General features: G+C 66.2%; 19 protein-coding genes. 10 read left to right on the top strand and 9 right to left on the bottom strand.

Annotated features, from left to right (window positions below; genetic code table 11):
* Window positions 1-317: 317 nt before the first annotated feature.
* Genes cysQ through G015_RS0103100 form a run of 3 tightly spaced genes read right to left on the bottom strand, consistent with a single transcriptional unit; the run spans window position 318 to window position 2476 of the window.
* On the bottom strand, window positions 318-1151 hold the full coding sequence (gene cysQ / locus G015_RS0103110; RefSeq protein ID WP_012983779.1) for a 3'(2'),5'-bisphosphate nucleotidase CysQ: 834 nt from the start codon (window positions 1149-1151) through the stop codon (window positions 318-320).
* Between the two features lie 58 nt (window positions 1152-1209).
* Complete coding sequence (gene nudE, locus G015_RS0103105; protein WP_012983780.1) at window positions 1210-1755, bottom strand: ADP compounds hydrolase NudE; 546 nt, start codon at window positions 1753-1755, stop codon at window positions 1210-1212.
* Window positions 1756-1762: 7 nt separating this feature from the next.
* Complete coding sequence (locus G015_RS0103100) at window positions 1763-2476, bottom strand: hypothetical protein (RefSeq protein ID WP_020146138.1); 714 nt, start codon at window positions 2474-2476, stop codon at window positions 1763-1765.
* On the opposite strand from G015_RS0103100, the gene G015_RS0103095 reads away from it, so the two are divergent.
* Window positions 2475-3248, top strand: coding sequence for an HAD family hydrolase (locus tag G015_RS0103095; protein WP_018139434.1), 774 nt, complete (start codon window positions 2475-2477; stop codon window positions 3246-3248). The two genes, G015_RS0103100 and G015_RS0103095, sit on opposite strands and share 2 nt — an antisense overlap.
* On the opposite strand, the gene G015_RS0103090 is transcribed toward G015_RS0103095, so the two are convergent.
* Both G015_RS0103090 and G015_RS0103085 read right to left on the bottom strand, forming a co-directional pair.
* Window positions 3241-3480 carry a hypothetical protein gene (locus G015_RS0103090; protein WP_012983783.1) on the bottom strand — a complete coding sequence of 80 codons (240 nt, stop codon included), beginning with the start codon at window positions 3478-3480 and terminating at the stop codon, window positions 3241-3243. The two genes, G015_RS0103095 and G015_RS0103090, sit on opposite strands and share 8 nt — an antisense overlap.
* Window positions 3477-4130 carry a 7-cyano-7-deazaguanine synthase gene (locus G015_RS0103085; RefSeq protein ID WP_012983784.1) on the bottom strand — a complete coding sequence of 218 codons (654 nt, stop codon included), beginning with the start codon at window positions 4128-4130 and terminating at the stop codon, window positions 3477-3479. The genes G015_RS0103090 and G015_RS0103085 overlap by 4 nt, the downstream gene beginning before the upstream one ends.
* A 44-nt stretch (window positions 4131-4174) precedes the next feature.
* On the opposite strand from G015_RS0103085, the gene G015_RS0103080 reads away from it, so the two are divergent.
* Together G015_RS0103080 and G015_RS0103075 are read left to right on the top strand one after the other, a co-directional pair.
* Window positions 4175-4648, top strand: coding sequence for a TerB family tellurite resistance protein (locus G015_RS0103080; RefSeq protein WP_012983785.1), 474 nt, complete (start codon window positions 4175-4177; stop codon window positions 4646-4648).
* A gap of 15 nt (window positions 4649-4663) precedes the next feature.
* Entirely contained in the window at window positions 4664-5326 is a 663-nt protein-coding gene (locus G015_RS0103075) for a sulfite exporter TauE/SafE family protein (RefSeq protein WP_012983786.1), read from the top strand.
* A gap of 30 nt (window positions 5327-5356) precedes the next feature.
* Here the strand turns inward: G015_RS0103075 and G015_RS0103070 are convergent, their stop codons facing one another.
* The 4 genes from G015_RS0103070 to ppsA form a co-directional block, all read right to left on the bottom strand.
* Window positions 5357-5809: a DUF4426 domain-containing protein gene (locus G015_RS0103070; RefSeq protein ID WP_018139438.1), complete on the bottom strand. Its 453-nt coding sequence runs from the start codon at window positions 5807-5809 to the stop codon at window positions 5357-5359.
* Window positions 5810-5950: 141 nt separating this feature from the next.
* Entirely contained in the window at window positions 5951-6514 is a 564-nt protein-coding gene (locus tag G015_RS0103065) for a YggT family protein (RefSeq protein ID WP_018139439.1), read from the bottom strand.
* A gap of 102 nt (window positions 6515-6616) precedes the next feature.
* The gene (locus G015_RS0103060) at window positions 6617-7432 is read right to left on the bottom strand and encodes a pyruvate, water dikinase regulatory protein (protein ID WP_018139440.1); all 816 of its coding nucleotides are present in this window, start codon (window positions 7430-7432) and stop codon (window positions 6617-6619) included.
* Between the two features lie 3 nt (window positions 7433-7435).
* Window positions 7436-9796: a phosphoenolpyruvate synthase gene (gene ppsA, locus G015_RS0103055; RefSeq protein ID WP_020146137.1), complete on the bottom strand. Its 2361-nt coding sequence runs from the start codon at window positions 9794-9796 to the stop codon at window positions 7436-7438.
* 152 nt (window positions 9797-9948) lie between these two features.
* Between ppsA and G015_RS0103050 the strand changes: the two genes are divergently transcribed.
* From G015_RS0103050 to G015_RS0103020, 7 genes are all read left to right on the top strand, one after another.
* Window positions 9949-10443 (top strand): ATP-dependent zinc protease, encoded by a 495-nt coding sequence (locus G015_RS0103050; RefSeq protein WP_018139442.1) that lies wholly within the window; start codon window positions 9949-9951, stop codon window positions 10441-10443.
* On the top strand, window positions 10440-11990 hold the full coding sequence (locus G015_RS0103045) for an inactive transglutaminase family protein (protein ID WP_012983792.1): 1551 nt from the start codon (window positions 10440-10442) through the stop codon (window positions 11988-11990). The genes G015_RS0103050 and G015_RS0103045 overlap by 4 nt, the downstream gene beginning before the upstream one ends.
* Before the next feature lies 1 nt (window position 11991).
* Window positions 11992-13047 carry an alpha-L-glutamate ligase-like protein gene (locus tag G015_RS0103040; protein ID WP_012983793.1) on the top strand — a complete coding sequence of 352 codons (1056 nt, stop codon included), beginning with the start codon at window positions 11992-11994 and terminating at the stop codon, window positions 13045-13047.
* Window positions 13048-13109: 62 nt separating this feature from the next.
* The gene (locus G015_RS0103035; protein ID WP_012983794.1) at window positions 13110-13580 is read left to right on the top strand and encodes a transcriptional repressor; all 471 of its coding nucleotides are present in this window, start codon (window positions 13110-13112) and stop codon (window positions 13578-13580) included.
* Window positions 13581-13585: 5 nt separating this feature from the next.
* Complete coding sequence (locus G015_RS0103030; protein ID WP_012983795.1) at window positions 13586-14092, top strand: DNA-deoxyinosine glycosylase; 507 nt, start codon at window positions 13586-13588, stop codon at window positions 14090-14092.
* Window positions 14093-14219: 127 nt separating this feature from the next.
* Entirely contained in the window at window positions 14220-15548 is a 1329-nt protein-coding gene (locus G015_RS0103025; RefSeq protein WP_012983796.1) for a hypothetical protein, read from the top strand.
* Window positions 15549-15631: 83 nt separating this feature from the next.
* Window positions 15632-16558 carry a metal ABC transporter substrate-binding protein gene (locus tag G015_RS0103020; protein WP_012983797.1) on the top strand — a complete coding sequence of 309 codons (927 nt, stop codon included), beginning with the start codon at window positions 15632-15634 and terminating at the stop codon, window positions 16556-16558.
* Window positions 16559-16631 lie beyond the last annotated feature (73 nt).

The raw sequence follows: 16631 nt of genomic DNA, 5'->3' as shown, positions 1-16631 counted from the left end.
CGGACGATTCAAAATAGACACGGGGCGCTGACTGTCTGAGCGAAGCCAAAGGCGCAGCGAGTTTCAGCGCCTCCGGCCTGGCGCGTCCGAAGCAAGGTCCCCGGGCGAATCCCGGGCGTGTTTCTTGGTTACTTCTTTGCACGAGCAAAGAAGTCCGTTTTTGATCAACAACTGGCAGGGTGCGCTGCCGAAACAGCGCATGGCAGGCAGCGGACCGAAAGCAAGTAAACACCAGATGACGAACCCGGCCCAGCCCCAACGACGCTGAGGGCCAACCAGGGCACATCAAGACCCACCGGCCGGTGGGCGGGAGAAGGCTAGGCGTCGGGGAGGCCGAGGCGGCGCAGCCAGCGCGCCGGATCGCCGGCGCAGACCAGAAACTCGGGATTGAGCATGCTCTCCTTGGTGTTGTAGCGAAGCTCCTGCCCGTGGAGGTCCGTCACATGCCCCCCCGCGGCCCGCACGACCGCATGCGCCGCCGCGGTATCCCACTCGCTGGTCGGCCCCAGGCGCGGATAAATATCCGCGGCTCCCTCGGCCACCATGCAGAGCTTCATCGAGCTGCCCAGACTCACCAACTCGTGCGGCCCAAGGCGTTCCAGCACCGCTTTGAGCCGCTCGGCTCCGTGCGAACGGCTGCCCGCCACGAGCGGGTGCTCGGTATCAATACGGTCGCGTGCCACCTCGATGGAGCGCGGGACCTCGGAACCATCGCGGCGGATGGCGCCGCCTCCAGCGTGGCCCGCATACAGACGCTGAAGCACCGGACTCCAGACCACGCCCATCAGCGGCTCGTGGTCATGGATCAGGGCAATGTTGACCGTGAATTCACCCGTACGCTTGACGAACTCGCGGGTCCCGTCGAGAGGATCGATCAGCCAGTAGGTCCGCCACTGCTTGCGGCGCTCGAATGGTACGTCCTGCCCCTCCTCGGAGAGGACGGGCCACTCCGGCGCGATCTCGCGCAGCCCCTGGGCGATCACACGATGCGCGGCCAGGTCGGCCTCGGTCAGTGGGGAGCGATCGTCCTTTTCGGTGACCGCGAAGCGGGTCTCGTAGACCTCGAGAATGGCATGGCCGGCATCCTCGGCCAGACCACCCACTTCCTGCATCAGGGCGGTCAGGGCCGCGTCCTTGGGCGGTTCGTTCATCGGGGCATCCTTTCTGATTCGAACGGTACGGAATGCGCGTACCTTGGCAGAACCCGGGTCAGGCGTCGAGAAAATCGCGCACCATGTAGAGCGCCGCGATGGAACGGGCCTCGGTGCAATCCTCGCGGGTGACCAGTTCGCCCAGCCGGTCCAGCGACCAGGGTACGACCTCGATGGCCTCCGGCTCGTCACCCTCCTCGCGCTGGGGGTAGAGATCCTCCGCCACGATCAGATGGGTCTCGTGCGACATGTAGCCGGGCGCGACCGTCAGCGCGCCCAGGTGGGTCAGGCGGTGACCGCCATACCCGACCTCCTCCATGATCTCGCGGTTTGCCGCCACCAGGATGTCCTCGCGCGCCTCGATGCGGCCCTTGGGCAGGCCAAGCTCGTAGCGGTGGGTGCCGGCCGCGTATTCGCGGATCAGCAGCACGGTGCGATCCGGCTGCACCGGGGCGACGATGACTGCGCCGTTGCCCCGGCTGATCAGGCGCTCGTAACAGGTGCGCGCCCCATTGCTGAACTCGAGATCCAGCTCCTCGACCTCGAACAGCCGACTTCGGGCTACGGTCCGGCGGCCCTGGACATCCGGTTTGTCTCGACTCATAGACGTTTTATTCGGCGTTGCGCAGCCGTACCTGGGTTCTCAGTTCGCCCTCGAACAGGGTGTCGAGGATGATGCCATGGTCGGACTCGACGACGTCGAAGCCTTCCTGTGCCTCGGGGTGGGTCTCCTCCAGACGCAGGTCCAGATCCCCCCAGTTTACGGCCATGGTGACCCGCATGGGGAAGTAGCCATCCAGGAAACGCCGCACGAAGGGCCCGTTCTCCATCGTGTAGACGCCATCACCTTCGTGTTCGATCACACGCATGCGTGCGGTGACACAGACCTCGGAATCCTTGTGGACACCGCGCAGGTCGACCCGGTCGCCCCGTGCCTCGGCCAGGTCGATGTTGGTAGTGGATTCGACCTGAAGGTCCTCGATTCGCTCTTCGTTGTAGGCAATGACCATGCGCCGGATCGGCGCAATATCGCTGTGGCACTGGCGCAGATCCACCCAGCCGTCCTCCAGCGAAGACGAGCTCAGCGTGATCTGGTTCTGGTGGTGATGAGGGACCTGCTCCGGCTCCTCGGTCAGAAACTTGATCTCCGGGCTGGTGGTCTGGGTCTGGTCCGGCGATACAGTCTCGCCCCACAGGCTGTCGTCCTCGAACGGGTCGTAATCGGGGTCGCTCGGGTCCATCGCCTGCGCGGAAAATGGCAGCAGCGCCAGGGAAACCAGCGCCAGAAAGAGCGGGCCAGGGGCCAGACGGGATTCAGGTACCATGGGAGCCATCGCAATCACCCTCTTTGAGGTTCCGTTCGCTGTGGACCCCAAAAACCCCGAAAAAAATCCGAATCCGCAGGAATCATCGGTGCATGTCGACTGGTCGAGCATCGACACCGTGCTGTTCGACATGGACGGTACACTGCTGGATCTGCACTTTGACAACCGCTTCTGGCGCGAGCTGATCCCCGCCGAGTACATCCGCTGCCAGCCGGACGACCCGGAATGCGCCCGCCGGCGCCTGGAAGACGAGATGCAACGCGTGCGCGGCAAGCTCGAATGGTACTGCGTGGATCACTGGACCCGGTTCACCGGTCTCGACGTGCTCGGGCTGAAGCGCGAACTGGCCCACCACGTCGCAATCAAGCCGCACGCCGAGGCCCTGCTGGGCGCCCTGCATCGCTCCGGCCGCCGACGCGTGCTGGTAACCAACGCCCATCCGAAGGTCTACAACTTCAAGCACCAGATCACGCGGATCGGGGATCACCTGGACACGATCGTCTCCGCCCACGACCTGGAGTGCGCCAAGGAAGACACCGACTTCTGGGAACGGCTGCAACGCATCACCCCCTACGATCCGGCACGTACGCTGCTGGTCGACGACAACCTGCTGGCCCTGGCCAGCGCAGCCCGGCAGGGCCTGACCGAGCTGCGCGGCATGCGCTACCCGGACGAGCGCGGGGAGCCGATGGACTCGCGGGAGTTTCTGCTGCTGGAATCGCTGGCCGACCTGCTGCCCGGACTTCCGGGCCGGGAACGGCCCGTTACTTGACCGGAGTCGGCAGGTTGCGGATCAGGTCCAGCCGGATCTGAACGTCACGCCCCTCGCACTCGCCGTCCAGCCAGTGATATCCGTCCGCCTCGCGGACCTCGCGCGGGGTCACCTTGCCCCACCAGGCCTGGCTGGAGTCGGGCTCGGCCCAGTTCAGCTGCAGGGTCTCACCTGTGAGAATGGCGATCTCCAGGCGTTCGATCACATGTTTGGGAAGGACGGATTCGGTCATCGGGGTGGTTCGCGGTAGTCGGTGGGATCCGGCACGCCCGCCGAGGCGAAAGCCGCGCGGCGCGCCTGGCACTGCGGGCAGCGCCCGCAGTGGAGCGATTGTGCCAGAAGGCAGCTCCAGGTGCGGGACCAGTCGATCCCCAGCGGATCGGTGGTGTAGATGATATCGGCCTTGGACTGCGCGATCAGCGGGGCCTCGATCGCCAGCCCCGGTACCAGCTCGTCCGCCAGCGCCGCGAGGCGCCCGATAAAGGACGGGCGCGAACCCGGGCCATGCCCTTGGTCCTCGCGATTGAGCGCCAGCAGGATACGCCCCGCCCCCTGGTGCTCGGCGAGATTGATCGCCAGCGCCAGCACCAGCAAGTTGCGCTGTGGCAACGGCACATGCGCGACCCACTCCGAACGTTTGGCAAACGCCTGGCGCAGCGCGCGCAGGTCCATCTCGACGGGGTCGACCCCATAGTCGGCGCCCAGGGCACGGATCGCAGCCCGCTCACGCTCGGCATTGCGCTGGCCATAGTCCACCCACAGGGCGCGCAGCGGGCGGCCCTGCGCATGCCGCTGCGCCAGCAGGGCACTGCTCTCGATACCCCCGGACAGCAGGAGCAGATCGGGGGGCGATTCACCCGTGTACTTGTCCGTGGCGTGCATTCGGGCACCATACGCAAAGCACACGCCCGCAGAAAGGAACCCTGATGATCGACGAGCTGCGCCGCCACTGGCAGCGCCTGATGCGCACGGATCTGAGCGATACCGAATCCGGCGACGACGAACACCGACTGCAGCGTGCGGCCGCCGCGCTGATCATGGAGGTCTGCCGCGCCGATTTCGAACTGCACGAGGCCGAACTCGACTCCGTGCGCGCCAGCCTGATCGAGTTGTTCGAACTGGATGCGGACACCGCCGACGGCCTGCTCGAAATCGCCCGGGAAAAGAGCGACGAACTCGTATCCGTCCACCCGTTGGTGCGCGAGGTCAACGCGGCCTTCGATGCCGACCAGAAGGCCGACATCATGCGCGCACTGTGGCGCGCCGCCTGGGCCAACCAGAACCTGCACAAGCGCCAGGAAGCCGTGATCCGGCACCTGGCCGATCTGTTGTATGTCCCGCACTCGACATTCATCCGCACCAAGCACGAGGTCCTGGGCGATGCCGCCGATCCGAACTGACAGGGAGTGGCGCTGATGGGCGACCCGGGCACGCTGCTTGCCGCCCTTGCAGTGGGCATCCTCGGGGGCGTTCACTGCCTCGGGATGTGCGGCGGCATCGTGGGCGCGATCTCGCTCGGACATGGCCGCCGGGGCCCGGGGTTCGACCTGCTCCTGGCCTACAACCTCGGACGCATGGGCAGCTATGTGATCGCCGGGGCCCTTGCGGGCTGGCTGGGCGCCACCCTGCTGGGCGGGCTGCCGGCCGGGCAGGTGATCCTGCAGGGGATTGCCGCGGTATTCCTGGTCCTGCTGGGGCTGTACATCGGCGGCTGGTGGCCGGTACTCGCGCGTCTGGAGCAGGCCGGTGGCGTGGTGTGGCGTCGTATCGAGCCTCTGGGTCGGCGGTTTCTGCCAGTGCGCAATGCCGGCCAGGCCCTGCTGGTGGGCGGGCTTTGGGGCTGGCTGCCCTGCGGGCTGGTCTACAGCGTGCTGGCCTGGTCGCTCAGCGCCGGCGGGGCCACCGAGGGCGCGCTGCTGATGGCGGCCTTTGCCCTGGGCACGCTGCCGAATCTGCTACTGATGGGGGTCTTCGCGGCGCGTATGGCTGCGTTTGTGCAACAACGCTGGGTTCGCGCCCTGGCGGGAGCCGCGATCCTGCTCTACGGCGGCTGGATGCTACTGCGGCTGACAATGTAACCCCCGCCTCCCGGCGGGGGTACCAATGGTTCAGTCAGCGAAAAACTCGCGGCTGAAGCTGATGGGCAGGGCCCGCTCGCTGCCTTCCGGCGTTACCTCGAGTGCGAACTCGAGGGTCTCGCCGCGGCGAACAGTCACCTCGGAAAGCTGATAGATGGCGTCGCCATCCTGGATCTCCCGAAAGCGCAGGTTGCGCATCTGATCGTTCATGTTGGTCGCGGTGCCGCTGAGATCCGCGGAGACGGCCTTGAGCCCATCGTCAGTCCGTTCCATCACGGTGACGTTGACCATTGCGCGGTTGGAACTGCGGCGCACGTCGTAGGCCTGGGCGACCTCGGGGGAGAGGAAGGTGGTGTTGATGACGTTGTAGTACACCACGTAGTTATCGAATTCCGCCTCGTTGGCGGACGCGATCGAGCTGCCGAGGACAACCGCCGCCAGGGCGACGATGAAGCCGGTGATGACCCGATGCACTCTTACCATGGCTGACTCCTCTGCCGTTGCGGGAATGCAGAGGCGGTGCCGCCGGCATGGCTGACACCATCCCCTGTCTTCGAGTCTAGCGCCTTTTCGCGCGGATGAAACCGCCAAAAAAGGAGGGTTTCGGGGCGCGGATGGTCTCGATCAAAAAGAGCGCACCAGAATCAGCAAGATGTACAGACCGACCAGTGCGACCATCGGCGAAAAATCGATCGCCCCGGCCCGCGGCAGCGTCCGGCGCAGCGGACCGAGGATAGGCCGATTGACGTCGCCGACCAGGCGCAGGATGGGGTTGTGCCCCCCGCCACCGCCTCCGGCCTGGATCCAGCTCATCACGACCTCGACAATCAGGGCGATGATGAACACCCAAATCACGGTGGTCAGGACCTCGCGGATGGCAACGTAGAAGATCACGCCAAACCCTACGTCCGCGCCGAGGATCGCGGCGCGCAGCCAGAGTTCAACGCACTTCAGCACGATAATCAGCACGATCGCGGCCAGGTCGACCCGCCCGACCGAGGGGATCACCCGCCGCAGGATGCGCAGCGGCGGGTCGGTCAGCATGACGATCGTCTGCGAGATCGGGTTGTGGTACTCCGCCCGCACCAGCCCGAAGATCGTGCGCAGGATCAGCAGGATGATGTAGATCCCGAAGACGACGCTGATCAGGAAGATGGCAATCTCTTGTCCGGGTCCGGCGGCGTTCATGCGGGCTCCTTGCGGCAATTCAACGGAAAGTGCGCAGCATTGTCCGGCATGCCCGGCGGGATGCCAAGAAGACGCTGAACGGACCGAGGGCGCCCAGCCGCCTCAGGTCCGGTCCAGGGTGTCGCGCACTTGGGTCGCGATCTCCTCGATCGACAGCTCGGTGACATCCAGGTGGGGGATGGCCCAGGTCTCGAGGAACTCCTGGATCGCGGCACATTCCGCGCGGCACTGGGCAAGGCTTGCGTACTGACTGCCGGGGCGGCGGCCCTCGCGGATCTGTGACAGACGCTGGGGGGTGATGGTCAGCCCGACCATACGCCCGCCGAGACCGCGCAGGCTGCGCGGCATGTGCGGGGTATCATCCCGGCCCAGGTCCTCCGGCACCAGCGGGTAGTTGGCCGCGAACAGCCCGTAATTCATCGCCAGGTAGAGACTCGTGGGTGTCTTGCCCGAACGCGAGGCGCCCAGCAGCACCACATCGGCGACGGAAAGATCCTGGGTGGCCAGACCGTCGTCGTGCGACAGCGTGTAGTTCAGGGCCTCGATGCGACGGTCGTAGCGCGTCACATCGCCCATGCCGTGGGCCCGCCCGGATACCGACTGGGCCGTGACCCCGAGCACCTCCTCCAGTCGCCCGACCTGCTCCCCGAACACGTCGATCACCGGGACGGGGCTGTGGCGCAGTTCCTGGCGCAGGTCGGCATTGGCCAGGGTGGCCACGACGAGCGCCGGCTGCGGCCCGGCCTCGATCCGAGCGAACACGCTGGACAGCCGACCCGGGGTCTGCACGAAAGGCAACCGATGCCAGGCCGGATCCAGGTCCGGGAACTGGGTGAACAGCGAACGCGCCAGCGTCTCCGCGGTAATCCCGGTCCCGTCAGACACCAGATACACCTGCGGGCACCGCGGATCGGCCATGTCCTATCCCCTTGCCTTTGCCAGTTGCTCCCAGGTGGAGAGTAGTGCATCCGGGTTCAACGACAAGGAATCAATGCCCTCGTCCATCAGCCACGCGGCCATCTCGGGGTAGTCGGACGGGGCCTGCCCGCAGATCCCGACGTACTTGTCGGCATCCTTCGCGGCCCGGATCGCCATGGTCAGCAACGCCTTCACCGCATCGTCGCGCTCGTCGAAGGAATCCGCCACCAGGCCGGAGTCACGATCGACTCCGAGCGTGAGCTGGGTCAGGTCGTTGGAGCCGATCGAGAAGCCATCGAAGTGCTCCAGGAAGCGCGCCGCCAGCAGGGCGTTCGAGGGGATCTCGCACATCATCACGACCTTCAGGCCGTTCTCGCCGCGGCGCAGCCCCTCCTCGCCGAGTACGCGGATCACGTCCTCGGCCTCGGTCAGCGTGCGCACGAACGGGACCATGATCTGCACGTTCTCGAGCCCCATCTCCTCGCGCACACGACGCAGGGCCTCGCACTCCATCGCAAAGGCCGGGCGGAAGGTGTCGGAGCGATAGCGCGAGGCGCCGCGGAACCCGAGCATCGGGTTCTCCTCCTCCGGCTCGTAGCCCGAACCCCCGATCAAATGGGCATATTCGTTGGACTTGAAGTCCGACAGGCGCACGATCACCGGCTCCGGTGCGAAGGCCGCAGCCAGCGTGGCAATGCCCTCGGACAGCTTGCGCACGAAGTACTCGCGCGGGCCGTCGTCAAACCCGCGCAGGCGCTCGGCGATGCGCTCCTGCACATCGGCATCCAGCCGCCCCGGGTCCTCGGCATAGTCCAGCAACGCCAGGGGGTGCACGCCGATGGTGCCGTTGATGATGAACTCCAGCCGTGCGAGCCCGATCCCGGCATGCGGCAGCTGGGAGAAGGCGTAGGCACGCCCCGGGTTGGCCACGTTCAGCATCAGCTTGACGGGCAGCTCCGGCAGCTCGCCGACATCGGCCTTCTTAACCGAATAGTCGAGCCGCCCGGCGTAGACATGACCATCGTCACCCTCGGCACAGGAGACGGTGGCCTCCATGCCATCGGACAGGGCCTCGGTCGCATCGGCGCAGCCGACCACCGCCGGGATGCCCATCTCGCGGGCAATGATCGCCGCGTGGCAGGTGCGCCCGCCGCGATTGGTCACGATCGCGGCGGCGCGCTTCATCACCGGTTCCCAGTCCGGGTCGGTCATGTCCGCCACCAGGATGTCGCCCTCCTCCATGGTGTGCATGGAATCCGGGGAGTCCAGCACACGGACGACCCCGGCACCGACCTTCGAGCCGATCGCCCTGCCGGTGACCAGCGGCGTCTCGCTGTGCGGGGCCAGCTCGTAGCGCTCGCCCGCACCGAGCTCGACGCGGCTCTCCACCGTCTCCGGGCGCGCCTGCACGATAAACAGCTCGCCAGTCTCGCCGTCCTGGGCCCATTCGATATCCATGGGCCGGCCATAGTGCTGCTCGATCGCGACCGCAAAGCGACCCAGCTGCTCGGCATCGGCGTCGCTGAGGCAGAAGCGCTCGCGCAGGTCCCGCGGCGTGTCTTCGGTGCGCGTGCCACCCTCGTCCAGGACCATGCGGACAGCCTTGGTGCCTAGGGTGCGACCGATGATCGCGCGCTTGCCCGCCGCCAGTGCCGGCTTGTAGACCTGATACTCGTCCGGGTTCACCGCGCCCTGCACGACGGTCTCGCCAAGACCCCAGGCGCCGGTGATGAACACCGCGTCGCGAAACCCGCTCTCGGTGTCGAGGGTAAAGATCACCCCGCTCGCCCCGACATCGGAACGCACCATGCGCTGCACGCCGGCGCTGAGGGCCACCTCGTCGTGGGCAAAGTTGTTGTGCACCCGGTAGGCAATCGCGCGGTCGTTGTAGAGGCTGGCGAAGCACTCGCGCAAGCGCGCGAGCAGCGCATCGATACCGCGCACATTCAGAAACGTCTCCTGCTGTCCGGCAAACGAGGCCTCGGGGAGATCCTCGGCGGTGGCCGATGAGCGCACGGCGACGGGCACGTCATCGCCCAGCTTGGCGTAGTGCTCGCGCACCGCCTGTTCCAGTTCGTCCGGCAGTGGCGCCGCCTCGATCCAGCCGCGCACCTCGCGCCCCGCCTCGCGCAGGGCCTCGATGTCGTTGATGTCGAGATCGGCCAGGCGCGCCTTGATCCGGGCAGCGAGGTTCTCGTGCTCCAGATGCGCGCGGAAGGCGTCGGCCGTGGTCGCGAACCCGCCGGGCACGCGCACACCCGCCCGCCCCAGCTCGCGCAGAAGCTCGCCCAGGGAGGCGTTCTTGCCGCCCACCCTGGCCACATCGTCCATATTCAGATCGTCGAGATCGACTACCCAGCGCATCGCGCCTCCCAAGAAGGTTTGTGAACTGTCTAACATGGGCCGTGACGCCTCTGGGATACACTAGGATCCATTTTGTCCCCCATACCCGAGGAGGCCCCGTGTCCATACGCCCAACCCTTCCGTCCAGCTTAACGAAAACCGCTTTCGGGGGAATGCTGCTGGGCCTGGCCCTTGCCCTGGCCCCAGTACACGCGAAGGAAGATCCGTCATCCCTGGCCATTCTGGGCACCGTCGAAGATGTCGAGATCGTGGGCGAGGGGATTGTGCTGGAGGCGCGCCTGGACACGGGGGCGACATCATCGTCCCTGAACGCACTCAACAAGGAAAAGTTCGAGCGCGACGGCGAGGACTGGATCCGCTTCGATGTCATCGACCCCGATGACGACGACGCCTATATCACCCTGGAACGCCCGGTCGAGCGCATCGTCCGTATCCGCCGTCACAGCGGCGAGAGCCAGGAGCGCCCGGTAATCGCGATGGAGTTCTGCATCGGCGACCAGCGCATCAAGGGCGACACGACCCTCATCGACCGCACTAACCTCACCTATCAGGCCCTCATTGGTCGCACGCACCTGGCCGGGCATATTCTGGTCGACTCCGGGGCCGAACATACCTACGCGCCCGACTGCGGAGACGACGATTCGTGAGACGTTTTCATCTCCCGATCCTGATCGTGCTGTTGAGCACGATCGGGCTCGGGATCTTTGCGTACAAGGTCATCGCCCTGGACATGCCCGTCATGCCCGGGGCATCGGCCGAGACCTGGCAGGTTGAAGCACGCGTTCGCTATCAGCCCACCGGCGGTGCGGCCAACGTGCAGCTGCGCATCCCGGATCGCCTGCCCAATTTCGCCATCCTGGATGAAGGCTTCGTCTCGCGCGGCTATGGCCTGAATACGCTGCGCGGCCAGGACGACCGCATTGCCCAATGGACCACACGGCAGCCGCGCGGAGAACAGGTGCTGTACTACCGGGCGACCCTCTACCGCGACAGCGATGACCGCTCGGACGCTGACTACCCAGGCCCCGTCGGGGCCCCTGAATGGACCGAGCCCTACCGCTCCGCAGCGGATGCGCTGATCGAGGACGTCCGCAGCCGATCTTCGGATATTCAGACCTTCGCCTCGGTGCTGGTCAATGACCTTGCCCACGCCGCGCCCGCATCGAATGCCGCGGTATTCGCCGATGACGGCAGCGACCGCGTGCAACGCAGCCAGACCCTGATCGAACTCCTGGCCACGGCCCGGATTCCCGCGCGCATGGTCACCACGTTGCACCTGCGCGACGGGCGCCGCGACATACGCCCGGAAACCTGGATCGAGGTCCACAACACGCGGCGCTGGGTGCCCATTCACCCGCTGTCGGGCGAGATCGAATACCCGGACGATGTGGTCGTCTGGGCCCATGGGTCCGCGCCCCTGCTGGAGGTCTCCAACGGACGCGACGCCGAGGTCCGCTTTGCCGTCTCGCGGGGCGTACAGGACGCCCTGACCACTGCCCAGCGATTCGGCGAGACCGTCAACGCCCAGTTGATGGAGTTCTCCACCCTGAATCTCCCGCTGGGGACCCAGAACACCTACCGCGTGCTGCTCATGGTCCCCCTGGGGGCCATGATCATCGTGTTCCTGCGCAACGTGATCGGCGTCCAGACATTCGGCACGTTCATGCCGGTGCTGATCGCGCTGTCCTTTCGCGAGACGCAGCTGCTGGCCGGGATCATCCTGTTCACCCTGATCGTGTCGCTCGGCCTGGCCGTGCGCTTCTATCTCGAACACCTGCGATTACTGCTCGTGCCACGACTGGCGGCAGTGGTCAGCGTGGTCATCATGCTGATGCTCGGGATCAGCATCCTTTCGCACCAGTTGGGGTTCGAGCGGGCGCTCGCGCTGTCGCTGTTCCCGATGGTCATCCTGGCCATGACGATCGAGCGCATGTCCGTGGTCTGGGAAGAACACGGTCCATCGGACGCGATCACCCAGGGCATCGGCAGCCTGGCCGTGGCCGCCGCCGCCTATGGGCTGATGGCCAATCGCCACCTGGAACACCTGTTGTTCGTATTCCCCGAACTGCTGCTGGTACTGCTGGCGATGACCCTGCTGCTCGGGCGCTACACGGGCTATCGCCTGAGCGAGCTGTTCCGTTTCGGCCGCATGCAGGAGGCCATGCAGCCCTCCAGACGCTCGGAGGATCGCTAGCATGGGCTGGCTGCCACGCTTCGTGCTCCCACGGACCCTGCGCGAGCAGGGCATTGTGGGGATGAACGCGCGCAACGCCCGCTTCATCGCCCAGTACAACCACCGACGGTTCTACCCGCGGGTGGACGACAAGCTGGAGACCAAGCGCCTCGCCCTGGATGCCGGCCTTTCGGTGCCCGAACTCTACGGGGTCGTCCGTTCGCATCACGAGATTCGCAAACTCGAGCGGCTGCTGCGCGCCTATCCCGACGGCTTCGTGATCAAGCCGGCGCACGGGGCCGCCGGCGACGGCATCCTGGTCATTACCGGCTGGCGCGGGGATCGGCTGCGGCGCGCCAGCGGTCGCACGATGGAGATGAACGAGCTGCACGACCACTGTTCCAACATCCTCTCCGGGATGTACAGCCTGGGCGGACGTCCCGACGTCGCGATGGTCGAGCAGCGGGTCCGGTTCTCCTCGGCCTTCGACCAGATCACCTATCGTGGCGTGCCCGACATCCGGACCGTTGTCTACCGGGGGTACCCGGTCATGGCCATGATGCGCCTGCCCACCCAGGACTCCGACGGCAAGGCCAACCTGCACCAGGGTGCGGTCGGCACCGGGATCGACCTGGCTTCCGGCAGGACCATCGGCGGCGTGCAGCACAACCGGCCCATCTGGGAACACCCCGACACCGAACACTCGATTGTCGGGCTGGAAATCCCCGGCTGGAATGAACTGATGCAGCTGGCGTCAGGCTGTTACGAACTGAGCAAACTGGGCTATCTGGGCGTGGACGTCGTGATCGATCAGGACCGCGGCCCCCTGATTCTCGAACTCAATGCCCGCCCCGGGCTTGCGATCCAGATCGCCAATGGCGAGGGACTGGAGAGCCGGCTGCTCGCGGTGGACGCGCACCTGGTCGGGCGCGACGGCACCGAACCGCCCGAGCAGCGCGCGCGCTGGGCAGCCGGGGTCTTTGCGCGTCACGAAGCGACGCAAGCGGCGCCTGCGGATGCCGCCTCGGCCACCCCCGCGGCGCAAGACGCAGATTCAACAGAGATCGAGCGGCGCTAGCGAGGCAGGGGCCCTCGACCAACGCCGAGAGGCCCGAGCCACTTTCCGCTATCCTAGGCCCCATGACCTCGACAGCGCATTCCCACAGTCCGGCAGATATCGACCAGGCACTGGCGGACGCCGAGCGTGTCTGCACCCGACGCGGTGCGCGGCTGACCGAGCAGCGCCGCCGCATCCTCGAACAGATCCTGCGCACCGACGGCGTGATCAAGGCCTACGACCTGATCCATGCGCTGTCCTCGGATGACCACAGCATCAAGCCACCAACGGTCTACCGGACCCTGGCCTTCCTGCTGGAGCAGGGCCTGATCCACCGCATCGAGAGCCTGAACGGCTTCGTCGCCTGTTCCCACCCGGGTGAGCGCCATGAATCCGCGCTGATGATCTGTGACGGCTGCGGCCAGATCACCGAGTTCCATACCCCGGAGCCAGCCACCCAGGCACTCGAAGCCCAGGCCACCGCCCAGGGCTTTGCGATCGACTCGCGCATGGTCGAGCTGCACGGGCACTGCGCGGACTGCCGTAACGCCTGACTGCCGTGCCCGCCACCCTCCAGGCATTTCCCCCGGTCCTGGACACCCGCACCCGCGCCGTCGTGCTGGGCAGCTTCCCCGGCGTAGCTTCCCTCCAGGCACAGGCGTACTACGCGAATCCGCGCAACCAGTTCTGGCCGATCATGGCCGCCATCCTCGGCGAGCCCTTCCCCGATCTTGAATACCCCGAACGCATCCAGCGCCTGCTCACGCACCGCATCGGCCTCTGGGATGTCTACGGCACCTGTCGGCGCGAGGGCAGCCTGGACAGCGCCATCCGTGCCGCCGTACCCAACGACCTCACGCGGCTGACACGGGAAGCGCCGGAACTGCGCCTCGCCCTGCACAACGGCGCGGAAAGCGCACGCCGTCTGCACGAAACCCGGGCACTCGGCGTCGAGGCCCTGCGCCTGCCATCGACCAGTCCGGCCAACGCCCGCTGGAGCTTCGAGGCCAAGCTCGAGGTCTGGGCCAAAGCCCTGACAAGCGTCGGGATTCCCAGGCACCTGTAGTCCCTCCGGCCGCCGTCGGGGTTGCGCCCCAGAACGTTATCTTATAACGTGACATCGTCGTGTAACGATATAACAATTTATTCACGCCGAGGCCTTCGGCGTGTCTATACATGTTTGGGAGTCCGTCATGCCGCACAACACACACCTGCTCCGTCCCGCCCTGGGCGGACTGACCGCCCTGGCACTCGCCGTGCCGACCGCCGCCACCGCCCAGCAGTGGGAGACGCGCGCGGGAGACCGCAACTGGGGGCTGGATATCTCATTGATCCTGGAAGGGGTCTACTACAACGAGATGTCCCGCGGGATCAGCGACCCAGCCGGCTTCGATGACGGCCATGACCATGGGCACGACCACGGAAACGGGCATGACCACGGGTTCGACGACGGCTTCAACCTCGGGCACAGCGAGCTGGTGTTCGAGGCCAACCTCGGCGATCTGTTCGATGGCGTGCTGATGATCGGTTTCGACGAGGACCATGTTGAAGTCGAAGAGGCCTACCTGACCACCCGAGCCCTGCCCGGCGGCTTCCAGGTCAAGGCAGGTAAATTCCTGTCGGACATCGGCTACATCAACAGCCGCCACGTCCATGACTGGGACTTCGTCGACCGCCCGCTGGTCAACGAATATCTGTTCGGCGACCACGGACTGCAGGAAACTGGCGTTCAGGCCACCTGGCTCGCTCCGACCGAGACCTACATCCAGCTCGGGGTGGAACTGCTTCAGGGCGACAACAGCTTTATCCCCTATCAGGGCGGCGGCGGCACGCATACCACCAACGCCGGGGACGACATTCGATCCTCGTTCTCGGATGTCTCGGGACCCCGGCTCGTTACCGCATTCGCCAAGTTCGGCCCGGATCTGGGACCGGATCACGCCATGCAGTTTGGCGTCTCCGGCGGCTACGCAAACACCTGGCAGGAAGAGACCGAGCATGGCTCCGGCCTGGAGGAATGGGATGGCGATGCCTGGTTCGCCGGGCTGGACGCCGTCTACAAGTACAGCTCGGGCCGCGCCTACGGGCACGGCGACTGGCGGCTGCAGGGCGAGTACTTCTATCGCGAGATCGACGTCGACTACCAGCGTCGCGAAGACCAGACCACCATCGCCGGCAACGCCCAGGGTAGCGGCAAGGCGCGCCAGGATGGTCTCTATATCCAGGGGGTGTACGGCTTCGCCCCACGCTGGGAGGCCGGCCTGCGTTCCGAGGCCCTGGGCCTGACCAATCGCGGGCTGCCCACCAACGAAGGCAGCGAGCGCAACTTTGCGGAGCCCTCTTTTGGCACGAGCTACCGCCACTCCGCCCAGGTCACCTTCCGCCCCGTGGAGCCGGTATTCCTGCGCGCGCAGCTGTCGCAGAACGACTTCGTCGACGAGGACGGTGATCGCGACCGCGGGCTGGAATTCATGCTGCAGCTGAACGTGGCCCTCGGCGCGCACGGCGCCCACCGCTTCTGATCAGTATCGCGTCGTTCAGGGTCGGCAGGACCGTTGATGCCCTGTCGGCCCCATCCGTATCCCGAAATGACCAGGAGTCCCGCATGTCCTTTAGCAAGACTCGCACCCGTATCACCCGGACCCTCGCCGCCGTGGCCTCGGTGGCGGCACTCACCTTCATCCTGCTACCCGCGCAGGCAGCCGCCGGACTGAACATCGTGGCCACTACATCCAGCCTCGGTGCCCTGGCCCGCGAGATCGGAGGCGACGAGGCCGAGGTCCGCGTGCTCGCGCCGCCGGACCGCGACGCACATTACCTGGATGCCCGCCCCAGCTTCATGGCCGCCCTGCGCCGGGCCGACATGCTGCTGGAATTGGGCGCCGGTCTGGAAGAAGGCTGGCTGCCCGCCGCCCAGCGCGGCGCCAATAACCGTGCAATCAACTCGGGGCAGCCGGGCCACTTCCGCGCGGCCGACAAGGTCGAACTGCGCCGTTCCATCACCATGGACGGGCCGAACATGGGCCACGTGCACGAGGAGGGCAATCCGCATTTCAATGCCGACCCGTTGCGTATGGCCGAACTCGCCCTGGCACTGGGACAGCGCATGGGAGAACTGCGGCCGGATCACGCCGAGGCCTTCGTGCAGCGTGCAGAGGCAGCCGCCGAAAGCCTGCGCGAACACGCCGAGAAGCTGGCCGAGCGCGTGGAGCCTGACCAGCGCATCGTGGTCTACCACGAGGACCTCGACTATCTGGAAGAGTGGCTGCCAGTCGAGATCGTCGGCTATCTGGAAGCGGCGCCGGGGATCCCGCCCACCGCGCGCCATCTGCGCAGCCTCGTGGACGATCTCGAAGGCACCGAGGGCACTGTCCTGTACGCCGAGTTCCAGCCGCCTCGCGGCGCGGAATTCCTGGAACGGAACCTGGGCTGGCCGACGCACGCCGTACCGCTGGATCCGCCGGCGGACTCCGGCCTCGATGGCTACCTCGAACTGATGAGCACCTGGGCGCAGGCCCTGCCCCAGCGCTGAAGAAAGCAGAAGCCGCTGTCACGACGGACCCGGAAAGCCACTTTCCGGGTCCGTTATCATTGGCCACCGCCCC

Source organism: Thioalkalivibrio sp. ALJ15 (assembly GCF_000383695.1).
Lineage (GTDB): Bacteria > Pseudomonadota > Gammaproteobacteria > Ectothiorhodospirales > Ectothiorhodospiraceae > Thioalkalivibrio.
Note: the sequence above shows the minus strand (reverse complement) of the source record. Positions and strands in the feature narration are given on the sequence as shown.

Coding starts and splice junctions, on each gene's coding strand:
- cysQ (WP_012983779.1), bottom strand. CDS start 1,151: ATGAACGAACCGCCCAAGGACGCGGCCCTGACCGCCCTGATGCAGGAA.
- nudE (WP_012983780.1), bottom strand. CDS start 1,755: ATGAGTCGAGACAAACCGGATGTCCAGGGCCGCCGGACCGTAGCCCGA.
- G015_RS0103095 (WP_018139434.1), top strand. CDS start 2,475: ATGGGAGCCATCGCAATCACCCTCTTTGAGGTTCCGTTCGCTGTGGAC.
- G015_RS0103100 (WP_020146138.1), bottom strand. CDS start 2,476: ATGGTACCTGAATCCCGTCTGGCCCCTGGCCCGCTCTTTCTGGCGCTG.
- G015_RS0103090 (WP_012983783.1), bottom strand. CDS start 3,480: ATGACCGAATCCGTCCTTCCCAAACATGTGATCGAACGCCTGGAGATC.
- G015_RS0103085 (WP_012983784.1), bottom strand. CDS start 4,130: ATGCACGCCACGGACAAGTACACGGGTGAATCGCCCCCCGATCTGCTC.
- G015_RS0103080 (WP_012983785.1), top strand. CDS start 4,175: ATGATCGACGAGCTGCGCCGCCACTGGCAGCGCCTGATGCGCACGGAT.
- G015_RS0103075 (WP_012983786.1), top strand. CDS start 4,664: ATGGGCGACCCGGGCACGCTGCTTGCCGCCCTTGCAGTGGGCATCCTC.
- G015_RS0103070 (WP_018139438.1), bottom strand. CDS start 5,809: ATGGTAAGAGTGCATCGGGTCATCACCGGCTTCATCGTCGCCCTGGCG.
- G015_RS0103065 (WP_018139439.1), bottom strand. CDS start 6,514: ATGAACGCCGCCGGACCCGGACAAGAGATTGCCATCTTCCTGATCAGC.
- G015_RS0103060 (WP_018139440.1), bottom strand. CDS start 7,432: ATGGCCGATCCGCGGTGCCCGCAGGTGTATCTGGTGTCTGACGGGACC.
- ppsA (WP_020146137.1), bottom strand. CDS start 9,796: ATGCGCTGGGTAGTCGATCTCGACGATCTGAATATGGACGATGTGGCC.
- G015_RS0103050 (WP_018139442.1), top strand. CDS start 9,949: ATGCTGCTGGGCCTGGCCCTTGCCCTGGCCCCAGTACACGCGAAGGAA.
- G015_RS0103040 (WP_012983793.1), top strand. CDS start 11,992: ATGGGCTGGCTGCCACGCTTCGTGCTCCCACGGACCCTGCGCGAGCAG.
- G015_RS0103035 (WP_012983794.1), top strand. CDS start 13,110: ATGACCTCGACAGCGCATTCCCACAGTCCGGCAGATATCGACCAGGCA.
- G015_RS0103025 (WP_012983796.1), top strand. CDS start 14,220: ATGCCGCACAACACACACCTGCTCCGTCCCGCCCTGGGCGGACTGACC.
- G015_RS0103020 (WP_012983797.1), top strand. CDS start 15,632: ATGTCCTTTAGCAAGACTCGCACCCGTATCACCCGGACCCTCGCCGCC.